We start from the raw sequence: 10,240 nt of genomic DNA on the forward strand, positions 1-10,240 counted from the left end.
ACACAAAACGAATGTGGGAGCGGGATTGCTCGAGAATGCGGTGGATCAGTCGCCAAATGCATTGACTGACACACCGCATTCGCGAGCAAGCCCGCTCCCACAGTTGAGATGAGGACATCCTGATGAACCGAATCGCGCTTGTAACCGGCGCCTCCCGTGGCCTCGGCGAATGCATCGCCCGGCGCCTGCACGCCGCAGGCTACCGCGTGGGCCTGGCGGATGTGCACCTGGACGGCGTGCAGCGCCTGGCCTCTGAACTCGACAACCGCGGCGAAACCGCCGTCGCCATCGAGCTGGATGTGCGCAACAAGGCCGATTTTATTCGCGCCCGGGACCTGCTCAGCGAGCGCTGGGGCGGCACCGATATCCTGGTGAACAACGCCGGAGTGTCGAAAGTTGCGGCGCTGATGGACATCACACCCGAGGAATTCGACGAATCGATGGCGATCAACCTGCGGGGCACGTTCGTGGCCTGCCAGGTGTTTGGTGCGCATTTCGCCGAACGAGGGTTCGGGCGCATCGTCAATATCGCCTCCCTCGCCGGGCAAAACGGCGGCACTGCCACTGGCGCGCATTACGCCGCGGCCAAGGGCGGCGTGGCTACGCTGACCAAGGTCTTCGCCCGTGAACTGGCGCCCCGGGGCGTGACGGTCAACAGCATTTCGCCAGGCCCGCTTGATTTGCCGGTGGTGCGCGAAACCGTGGCGCCGGAGCGCCTGGAGCAGATCCTCAAGATTATCCCGACGGGCACCCTCGGCGACCCGCACACCATCGCCGACACCGTGCTGCTGTTGATCGCCGACCACGCCGCCTCGATCACGGGCGCGTGCTGGGACATCAACGGCGGGCTGTTCATGCGCTAGTCATCGCCGAAGAGAGTGGGCCTGCTGCGCAGTCCAGCGGGAGCAAGCTCCCTCGCCACAGGTTAGCGTTCAACCGAAACAACAGGATTCAGGTGCTGCAATGATGAAGGTGAAGATCGAACGCATCGTCGATGAAGCGCTGGATATCCGTTCCTTTCGCCTCGTGCGCAGTGACGGCCAGCCCCTCGACAGTTATGAGCCCGGGGCCCATGTGGACCTCACCGGGCCAACCGGCGTCACCCGCCAGTATTCGCTGTGCAGCCCGCCCCACGATGGCCGCGCGTACCTGGTGGCGGTGAAGAAAGAGGCGCAATCCCGTGGCGGCTCCCTGGCCCTGCATGAGCAGGTGCAGGAGGGCATGGAGCTGGAGATGGGCGCGCCGCGCAACCTGTTCCGCCTCGACCCGGAGGCGCCGGCCCATGCGCTGTTTGCCGCCGGTATCGGGGTGACGCCGCTGTTGAGCATGGCCTATCGACTGGCCGACAGCGGCCAGCCGTGGCGCCTGCACTATTTTGCACGTTCGGCGCAGTACGCGGCGTTTACCCAGCTGTTGGCCGATACATTCGGCGAGCATGTGCAGTTTCACTATGGCGTCGAGCCGGGCGCGCTGGATGCGGCCTTGAGTACCTGCCTGGAGCAGGCGGGCGCGGCTGCCCACGTCTACACCTGCGGCCCCGCGCCGTTCATGCACAAGGTGGTGGAAGTGGCGGCCCGCAGCCGTCCCGAGGAAGCGATCCACCTGGAGCACTTCCAGGCCGACCCAGCGGTGAATGTCGGGCCCAGCGGTGGTTTCGAGGTGGAGCTGGTCAGCTCCGGCGTGGTGCTGCAAGTACCGGCGAATACCAGCCTGGTGGACGTATTGCAGGCCCACGGTTGCGACATCGACACCGAGTGCCGCGAAGGCATCTGCGGCACCTGCATTGTCGAGGTGCTGGAAGGCGTGCCCGAGCACCGTGATAATTGCCTGTCGACCAAGGAGAAGGCCGCCAACCGGCAGATTTGTGCGTGTGTTTCCCGGGCGGTATCCGCTCGTCTGGTATTGGATATTTGATCGGCGCTACCCGTAAGATTGCTGGGACCAAAAAAATAAAAAATGTGAGGCCTTGCGGTCATGATGAGTTCAACGGTGCAACGTAACGAATCGTTCGAGCGTTGGTTACAGCAGGTTAACCAGGCCTGTGGACGCTTCGATGCCAGGGCCCTGGGCGCGGGGTTTTATGGGGAATTGAGCGAGTTTCGCAGCGGCGCGATCAAGCTCAGCGTGGTCGATATGGCCCAGGTGCATCTGTATCGCAGCAGCAAGGAAGTCAGTACGGGCAATGAAGGGCACTACTACGCGGTGTTCCAGTTGCAGGGCAGCGCACAGCTGGAACAGGGCGACAACCGTGCGCAACTGGGCTGCGGTGACATCGCCCTGATCGACGCCTGCCGCCCCAGTGACATGACCTACCACGACAACTCCCGGCAATTGTCGCTGATCCTGCCGCGCCAGGTGGTGGAGCGCGGTTCGCACTTCACGGCGGTCAACTGCGCGACGCGGATCTCGGCGCGCACGCCGTTGGCGCTGATGGCCAGCCAGATGGTGCTCGACACCCGCCAGCAAAACGACCTGGGCATGCAGGAAAGCGAAGCCGTGCTGGATGCATTGGTCAGCCTGCTGCTGCCGGGGATCAGCGCCCGGGACAACGGTGTGGACACCCAGGAACGGCAGTTTCGCAAGACCATCGCCTACATCGATGCGCACATCGGCGCCGAAGAACTCTGCCCCGAGCTGATCGCCCGGGAAGTCGGAGTGTCGGTGCGCGGGCTGTACCGGATGTTTTCCAAGCGCGGGCTGGTGGTGGCGCAGTACATCAAGCACCGACGCCTGGATTTCTGCGCCGAAACCCTGCGCCATTCGCCGGCGGAGCAGAAGCTGTCGGCGCTGTGTTATGCCTGGGGCTTCTCCGACTCCAGCTACTTCTCATCGGCGTTCAAGTCGCGCTTCGGCGTGTCACCGGGCGAGTACCGCAAGCGCTATAGCCATCATTGATGCGTGCCGCTCCCGAACCTGGAATGCATTTTCCTGTGGGAGCCGGGCTTGCCCGCGATGCAGGCCACTCGGTCTGACAGGTACACCGCAGCGATCCCTTCGCAGCCTCGCTGAAGCTCGACAGCTCCCACATTGGAATGAGGTCAACTGTGGGAGCTGGCTTGCCTGCGATGCAGGCCACTCGGTCTGACAGGTACACCGCCGCGACCCCATCGCAGCCTCGCCAAGGCTCGACAGCTCCCACATTCAATCATCGCGCCCTAGGGATACAGCACCTCGCGGACCAGCATGGCGATGCTGGTCACGCCCATCTTTTCCTTGATCTTGGTGCGGTGCACGTCAACGGTCTTCACGCTGATGTTCAGCTCGCGGGCAATCACCTTGCTCGCCTTGCCGTCCACCACCAGCATCAACACTTCTCGCTCCCGACTCGTCAGCAGCGCCAGCTTGCCTTGCAGGTGCTCGCGCTGTTCCTGGTCGGCCTGGGCCTGTACAGCGGTCTTCAGCGCGGCCTGGATGCGGTCGATCATCTGTTGCGGGTTGTAGGGCTTCTCGACGAAATCCAGCGCGCCGTTTTTCATTGCGGTGACCGACATCGGTATGTCGCCGTGGGCCGACACGAAGATGGTCGGCAAGGTGCTGCCGCGCCGGTTGAGGATCTCCTGCAACTGGAAGCCGCTGGTCTGCGGCATGCGCACGTCCAGCACCAGGCAGGCGGGCTGGCGCGGGTCGTAGTGCGCAAGGAACTCTTCGGCCCCGGCGAAACATTGGGCCTTTACGCTGACCGACTCCAGCAGCCAGGCCAGCGAGGTACGCAGGTCTTTGTCGTCATCAACGATGTAAACAATCGGTGTGCGAATTTCCATCAGGGACTGCCACGAGAATTTCTAATTATTGTTTTCGCACGCGGGCACGCTGCGGCGGACATTGGCTCATCTGTGGAGCCTTGCCAGCAGAATACCCAGTGTGAACGGCCCTGACGATAAAGAAACCACCTAGTCGGCATGGGGATCGTCTGAATGGTCGCGCCGCACGGGGCATCTTAGTCTTGTGGCATCACCCACGGACCGTAAAGGGGCACCGACATGGCCGACCTGAGCCAGCAGCAAATCGACTTTCGCAACGCCATGGCGCAACTGCCGGCCGCGGTGAACATCATCACCACCAACGGGCCGGGCGGGCGTTGCGGGATCACGGCGAGTGCGGTGTGCTCGGTGACGGATTCGCCCCCCACGGTGTTGGTGTGCGTGAACCGCGGGAGTGCGACCCATGATGTGTTCCGTACCAATGGGCAGCTGTGCGTGAACGTGCTGTGCGGGGAGCAGGAAGAGCTGGCGCGGCACTTTGCCGGGATGACCCAGGTGCCCATGGCGGAGCGGTTTGCCTGGGACCTGTGGGACGGAGGCGAGGCGGGGGTGCCGGTGCTGCGGGATGCGCTGGTGCAACTGGAAGGGCGTATCAGTGAGTGCAAGGAGGTAGGGTCGCATTCGGTGATGTTCGTGGAGTTGTCGCGGGTTGGGGTGCGGGGGCAGGGCGACAGCCTGGTGTACTTCAACCGGCTGTTTCACCGGATTGAGCATGCTGGCGCCCATTGCTGAAGATGCAGGGGATCAAATGTGGGAGCGGGCTTGCTCGCGAAGGCGGTGTATCAGAAACCTATTCAGTGGCTGACACTCTGTCTTCGCGAGCAAGCCCGCTCCCACATGGGGCCTGCGGGGCAGTTGTTGGTCAGATGCGAAAGCTGCCCACCAGCTGATTCAAGCGTTCCGCTTCACGCTCAAGCTCGGTACAGGCTTGCAGCGTCGACTGCAGGTTTTCCACCCCGGCCTGGTTCAGCATATTGATCTCGGTAATGTCCACATTCAGCGCTTCCACCACCGACGTCTGTTCCTCGGTCGCCGCCGCCACCGACTGGTTGACGTTATCAATCTCGCCAATCCTCTGCGTCACGCTGGCCAGCCGCGTACCCGCCAGGTTGGCGATGCTCACGCTTTCCTCGCTGTGCTGCTGGCTCTCGGTCATGGTGCTGACGGATTCCCGTGCGCCCACCTGCAGCTCTTCGATCATCTGCTGAATCTCCAGCGCCGACTCCTGGGTGCGATAGGCCAGGCTGCGCACCTCATCGGCCACCACCGCAAACCCGCGCCCGGCCTCACCGGCCCGGGCCGCTTCAATGGCGGCGTTCAGCGCCAGCAGATTGGTCTGCTGGGAGATGCCCTTGATCACCTCCAGGATTTGCCCGATGTTCACCGTCTTGTGATTCAGCGCATCGATGTGCACGCACGAGGCGCTGATCTTGCCCGACAGTTCATTCATCACGGCAATCGTGCGCTCCACCACCTGGCGCCCGTCCTCAGCCTGTTGCCGGGCGCCGGAGGCTTGCTGCGAAGCATCGGAGGCATTACGGGCGATTTCCTGGGCGGCGGCGCCCAGTTCGTTGATCGCCGCCGCGACACTGTTGGTGCGGGTCGCCTGTTCATCGAAGTTGTTCAGCGAGGAATTCGAGGCCAGCAGCACCCGCTTGACCACCTGGTTAACCCCGAACCCCGCTGAAGACACTTCGCGGATCGACTGGTGGATACGTTCAACAAAACGGTTGAAGGCGCTGGCCAACTGGCCGATCTCGTCCCGGGATTGCACCTCCAGCCGCCGCGTCAGGTCGCCTTCGCCACGGGAAATGTCCTCCATCACCCGGGTCAGGGTTTGCAGCGGCCGAGTGATGCGCAGCGCGGCGTACCAGATCAACAGCAGGCCGAGCAGGGCCGAGCCGCCACCCAGCAGCAGTTCCAGGGCGGTGCTTTTCACCCCTTGGGCATCGAGTTGCTGTTGCAGCGCAGTGACCGGCGCCAGCAGCACCGACTGCGGCACGCCCACCAGAACGCCCCACGGTGCGGCACCGGCAATCGGTGCCAGCGGTTCGAGTAGCTTGATTTGCTGTTGATCGACAAAGGTTTGCGGTTGCCCCTGGCGCAACGCGTCCAGTACCTGGGCGCCATCGTGCATGACTTCGCTGATCGGCTGCCCGAGGCGGCTGGCGTCCTCGCTGTAGGCGGAAATCACGCCTTTGGGGCTGACGATGCTGACTTGCCCGTGGCCGTCGAACAGTTGCCCGGCGCTGGTTTGGCTGGCCTGTTGCAAGGCCGCCAGGTTGATGTCCAGGCCAATCACCGCGATCACCTTGCCGTGCTCCATCAGCGGGAACGCAATGCTGGTCACCAGCTTGCGGCTGCCGGAAGCCTCGTCGAAATACGGCTCCAGCACACAGGCCCTGGCGGTGTCGCGGGCGCAGGTGTAGAAGGCGTTGTACGGCGCGCCGCTGGGGCCGGGCGAGGTATTGGCCAGCAGCGCTTCGTCGCCGACTACCGCTGTCAGTTCACCCGGGGTGGCCTGCACCCAGTATTGGGCGAAGCGCCCGGCCTCGTTGCTGCCGACGGCGGCCTGGTCGACGAAGTGGGCATCGTCACCGTCCAGGGCATTGGCTTCGAAAATGACGTAAATCCCGAGCAGGTCGGGCTTGTCGACCAGGGCCTGGCGCAGCTGGGTATTCAGCTCCTGGCGCAACTCTGGGCGGGTCAGTTTGCCCTGTTGTTGCAGTTGCCGCAGGTACAGCACATAACGCGACAAGCCCTGGCCGTATTCATGGGTTTGCATGAAGGTGCGTTGCACCTGCATGGCCTGAACTTGCCCCAGGGCCTGCATGTGTTCCTTGGCGGCGGCAGCGAGCATGTCGCTGCTGGCCTGGGCCACGTGCTGGCTGCTCTGGTGGGTCTGGTACAGCGACAGGCTCATCAGCAGGCCGACCACCAATAACAGGCAGAGGCCGGCGAGCAGGGCGATCTTGCTCTGGAACGTGAGGAGTTTCGTGTGCATTGCGAAGGCCTTGGCCAGGCGGGGCGATGGCGGCGCCACCGCCCCGGCCGGGCTTAGAAGTTAGTGGCGAACACCACTTGGCTGTAGAGGTTTTTATCGTGATTACCCAGCTGCGTGCCGCCTTGCTCGGCGCTCTTGTCCGGCTGGTACAGGCCGATCAGCGGCATCACCGTCAGGTGGTCGTTGACGTGCCATTCGGCGTACAGGTCCAGCTCGTGGCCGTCGTTGTTGCCGAGGTTGCGGTCGATGGTCTTGAAGTCGAACAACACCGCGCCGACGTTGAGGTTCTGCAGGGGCGAAACCTTGAACGTGACGTTCTGGATGCGTGAGTTGTTGTTGAACGGCCCGGCGTAGTTGCCCGCCACTTCACCCTGGAACCAGGTGCCGTAGCCACGGCTGAAACCGTAGAACAGCGGGTCGAAGCCTTCCGAGAAGCGGCTGTAGCGGTAGCTCACATACGGCGTCCAGGTCACGTCGGAGAAGGTCCAGCCAGCTTCCAGGTACCAGGCGTCTTCGTTGCCGGTGTGGGGCTTGTCCTGCCAGGCGTATTCGCCGGACAGGAACAGGTTGGTCACCCCGGCATTGCCCGTGGCCCGCAGGCTGTAGGTCTTCATGCCATCGCGTTCCAGCTGCGTGGGGGAGGCGTACTGCTTGTCGACGTCGGTGGTATCGATGTACGTCAGCCCCACGGTGCCTTCGGCGGCCACGTGTTCGAGGGTGGCGACGTACATCTCGGTCTTGGCCTGGGCACGGTTATCGGACTTGAGCCACATCAGGTCGCTGCGCCAGCCTTCCTTGCCGCCCAGGCGCAACACGGCGGTTTCGTCGAAGGCCTTGCGGGCGGCGATGTAGTAGCCGCCGCCGCGATTGAGGTCGCCATCGGCCACGCCCTTGCCGAAGTTCAGCGCGTCGCCGTCAATCAGGAAACCGTCGCCGACCACGATGTTCTGGCGGCCGAAGGACAGGTCCACGCCATTCTCGCCCAGGGCCTCAAACAACTTGCCCGAGCGCCAGCCGAGGTAGGCGTCTTCGAATTTTGTGGTGCGCTCCGAACCGTCGCTGAAACCTGCGGCATCGCCGTCGCCCCAGGTGCCGGAACTCAGCAGGTTGGCCGCACCGTAGGTGGTGCCGGCGCCGCTGAAGCTTTTGTCGAAGCTCAGGCCGTACTTCACGTAGCCCTCGCGCCAGGACGAGGAGCCCTTGGCCAGGCGGCCGGATTGACTGTAGTTCTGCTGGCTGTGGAAGGCACCGAATACCGCTTCCAGCGTGGCGTTCAGATGACTGCTGTCATCGGCGTACAGCTCATAAGCGCCGGCCGGGTTGGCGCCGATCATCAGCGCGAGGGTCGAGAGACGAAGCAAGGGGGACTTGAGCATGGTGTGGCATCCATTCTTGTTCATGACCACAGGGTTGGGGTCTGCCGCGATACTAATGCTGGCGAACTGACGTGCCTTTTGTCTGGTTGCCAAAGACTTGACTGTGCTTGCCAGAATCCACGGTTTGGCAGCCCGGCCAATACGACTGGCACGCAGGGCAAAACCCGAGCGACCTTGAGCCCTGACAATCGTCGGCAACTTCGATGATTTCCAAGGTCGTTTTTCTATGTTCACTGCACACAGATTTTCCCTGGCCGGCCTGCTGTCGCTGGTCCTGGCCCACAGCGCATTCGCCGCTGAATGCGGCCCTGACCAGAACCGTGGCGCCCAGGTTTTCGCCAACGAATGCAGCGTGTGCCATGCGGTGGCGAAGGGCGGCGCGACAATGATGGGGCCAAACCTGGCGGGCGTTTACGGACGTAAATCCGGCTCCCTGGCGGGCTTCAGCTACTCCCAGGCGATGCGTGACAAAAACGTCGAGTGGCAAGCCGAGACCATCGCGCAATTCATCACCCAACCCCAGGCGTTTGTGCCCGGCACCTACATGCCCTACATGGGCCTGGCTTCGGCCGACGATCGCCAAGCGGTCGCCTGCTTTCTCAAAGATCAGCATTGAATACAGGTGAATCATGAGCAACGTTGAAATCCTGCCGCAGGTGGCTGCATTCCTGGACCGTCGTCATGGCTGCTTTATCGATGGCCAATGGGTATTTGCCGAGGGCGAACACATCAAGGTGATCAACCCGGCCACCGGGCAAACCCTGTGCGAAACCCTCGACGCGCCGCTGCACGTGGTGGAGCAGGCGGTGCAGTCTTCCCATGCGGCGTTCAAGTCCCGCGTGTGGTCGGGATTGCGCCCGGCCGACCGTGAGCGGATTTTGCTGAACTTCACCGCATTGGTTGAGGCCCATGCCGAGGAGCTGGCGCAGCTGGAAACCCTGAGCCAGGGCAAGTCGATCAACCTGGCGCGGGGGCTGGATCTGAACGCCACGGTGGAGTTCATGCGCTACATGTCGGGCTGGGCGACCAAGATCGAAGGGCAGACCTTTGATGTGTCGATCCCTTTGCCGCCGGGGGCCAGGTTCACTGCGTTCACCAAGCGCGAGCCAGTGGGCGTGGTGGTGGGCATCGTGCCGTGGAATTTCCCGCTGCTGATTGCGGCCTGGAAATTGATGCCGGCGCTGGCGACCGGGTGCACGGTGATCATCAAGCCGGCGATGGAAACGCCGCTGACGGCGATGCGCCTGGCGGAGCTGGCGCTGGAGGCGGGGATTCCGGCGGGGGTGTTCAACGTGGTGACCGGCGGCGGTGCGTCGGTGGGGGGCGTTCTGACTGCTCATCCGTTGGTGAGCAAGGTGTCGTTTACCGGTTCGACTGCGGTGGGCAAGAGCGTGGGGGTGGCGTGCATGGAGAACATGACGCGGTTTGCCCTGGAGTTGGGGGGCAAGAATCCGATGATCGTGTTGGCGGATGCGGATATTGATAAGGCGATCCAGGGGGCGATCCTGGGTGGGTTGCTGAACAACGGACAGGTGTGTGCGGCGGCTTCGCGCTTTTATGTGCATCGTTCGGTGTATGACCGGTTTGTCGAGGGGTTGGCGGCGGCGGTGTCGGCGATGCCGTTGGGGGCGGGGATGGATGGTGAGGCGGCGATTAATCCGTTGGTGTCGCGCAAGCAGCAGCAAGGGGTACTGCGCCATATCGAGCAGGCCCGGGCTGAAGGGGCGCGGGTGGTGATCGGTGGGGATGAGGTTGCGGGTGAGGGGTTTTATGTGCGGCCGACGATTTTGGCGGATATCGATCATGGGATGGCGGTGGCGCGGGAGGAGGTGTTTGGGCCGGTGTTGGGGGTGATGGCGTTTGATGATGAGGATGCGGTGATTGAGTTGGCCAATGACAATCGGTATGGGTTGGCGGCCAGTCTTTGGACCAATGATCTGGGTAAGGCGATGAACCTGGTGCCGCGGATCGAGGCGGGGACGGTTTGGGTGAATGCGCATGTGTTGCTGGACCCGGCGATGCCGTTTGGCGGGGTGAAGCAATCGGGGATGGGGCGGGAGTTTGGGCGGGCGGTGATTGAGGCTTATACCGAGCTGAAG

At 63.1% G+C, this 10,240-nt stretch carries 9 protein-coding genes and 1 pseudogene; 6 read left to right on the forward strand and 4 right to left on the reverse strand.

Features of this window, described 5'->3' with window-relative positions; genetic code table 11:
* Positions 1–122 precede the first annotated feature (122 nt).
* The 3 genes from HX869_RS26910 to feaR all read left to right on the forward strand — a co-directional run bounded on the left by HX869_RS26910 (position 123) and on the right by feaR (position 2,895).
* Positions 123–863 (forward strand): SDR family NAD(P)-dependent oxidoreductase, encoded by a 741-nt coding sequence (locus HX869_RS26910; protein ID WP_003208858.1) that lies wholly within the window; start codon positions 123–125, stop codon positions 861–863.
* A gap of 100 nt (positions 864–963) precedes the next feature.
* Positions 964–1,914 (forward strand): PDR/VanB family oxidoreductase, encoded by a 951-nt coding sequence (locus HX869_RS26915; protein ID WP_177028817.1) that lies wholly within the window; start codon positions 964–966, stop codon positions 1,912–1,914.
* Between the two features lie 60 nt (positions 1,915–1,974).
* Positions 1,975–2,895: a transcriptional regulator FeaR gene (gene feaR, locus HX869_RS26920; protein ID WP_023658728.1), complete on the forward strand. Its 921-nt coding sequence runs from the start codon at positions 1,975–1,977 to the stop codon at positions 2,893–2,895.
* A gap of 260 nt (positions 2,896–3,155) precedes the next feature.
* On the opposite strand, the gene HX869_RS26925 is transcribed toward feaR, so the two are convergent.
* Positions 3,156–3,761, reverse strand: coding sequence for a response regulator transcription factor (locus HX869_RS26925; protein ID WP_003212609.1), 606 nt, complete (start codon positions 3,759–3,761; stop codon positions 3,156–3,158).
* 219 nt (positions 3,762–3,980) lie between these two features.
* Between HX869_RS26925 and hpaC the strand changes: the two genes are divergently transcribed.
* Positions 3,981–4,493, forward strand: coding sequence for a 4-hydroxyphenylacetate 3-monooxygenase, reductase component (gene hpaC / locus HX869_RS26930; RefSeq protein ID WP_003212611.1), 513 nt, complete (start codon positions 3,981–3,983; stop codon positions 4,491–4,493).
* Positions 4,494–4,623: 130 nt separating this feature from the next.
* On the opposite strand, the gene HX869_RS31900 is transcribed toward hpaC, so the two are convergent.
* The 3 genes and pseudogenes from HX869_RS31900 to HX869_RS26940 form a co-directional block, all read right to left on the reverse strand.
* Positions 4,624–5,454, reverse strand: a complete 831-nt coding sequence (locus HX869_RS31900; RefSeq protein ID WP_372865720.1) for a methyl-accepting chemotaxis protein — start codon at positions 5,452–5,454, stop codon at positions 4,624–4,626.
* A gap of 24 nt (positions 5,455–5,478) precedes the next feature.
* Positions 5,479–6,765 (reverse strand): annotated as a pseudogene (locus tag HX869_RS31905) (HAMP domain-containing protein); the annotation flags it as partial.
* Between the two features lie 53 nt (positions 6,766–6,818).
* Entirely contained in the window at positions 6,819–8,141 is a 1,323-nt protein-coding gene (locus HX869_RS26940) for a hypothetical protein (protein WP_177049368.1), read from the reverse strand.
* Between the two features lie 226 nt (positions 8,142–8,367).
* On the opposite strand from HX869_RS26940, the gene HX869_RS26945 reads away from it, so the two are divergent.
* Both HX869_RS26945 and HX869_RS26950 read left to right on the forward strand, forming a co-directional pair.
* Entirely contained in the window at positions 8,368–8,757 is a 390-nt protein-coding gene (locus HX869_RS26945; RefSeq protein ID WP_178903921.1) for a cytochrome c family protein, read from the forward strand.
* A 13-nt stretch (positions 8,758–8,770) separates the two neighbouring features.
* Positions 8,771–10,240: aldehyde dehydrogenase family protein (locus HX869_RS26950; RefSeq protein WP_178903922.1), on the forward strand; the 1,470-nt coding region annotated here is incomplete at its 3' end.

This window comes from Pseudomonas sp. P7779, assembly GCF_013386315.1.
Lineage (GTDB): Bacteria > Pseudomonadota > Gammaproteobacteria > Pseudomonadales > Pseudomonadaceae > Aquipseudomonas.

What these genes read in the sequence shown, in the direction of transcription:
- HX869_RS26910 (WP_003208858.1), top strand. Translation starts at nt 123, where the DNA reads ATGAACCGAATCGCGCTTGTAACCGGCGCCTCCCGTGGCCTCGGCGAA.
- HX869_RS26915 (WP_177028817.1), top strand. Translation starts at nt 964, where the DNA reads ATGATGAAGGTGAAGATCGAACGCATCGTCGATGAAGCGCTGGATATC.
- feaR (WP_023658728.1), top strand. Translation starts at nt 1,975, where the DNA reads ATGATGAGTTCAACGGTGCAACGTAACGAATCGTTCGAGCGTTGGTTA.
- HX869_RS26925 (WP_003212609.1), bottom strand. Translation starts at nt 3,761, where the DNA reads ATGGAAATTCGCACACCGATTGTTTACATCGTTGATGACGACAAAGAC.
- hpaC (WP_003212611.1), top strand. Translation starts at nt 3,981, where the DNA reads ATGGCCGACCTGAGCCAGCAGCAAATCGACTTTCGCAACGCCATGGCG.
- HX869_RS26940 (WP_177049368.1), bottom strand. Translation starts at nt 8,141, where the DNA reads ATGCTCAAGTCCCCCTTGCTTCGTCTCTCGACCCTCGCGCTGATGATC.
- HX869_RS26945 (WP_178903921.1), top strand. Translation starts at nt 8,368, where the DNA reads ATGTTCACTGCACACAGATTTTCCCTGGCCGGCCTGCTGTCGCTGGTC.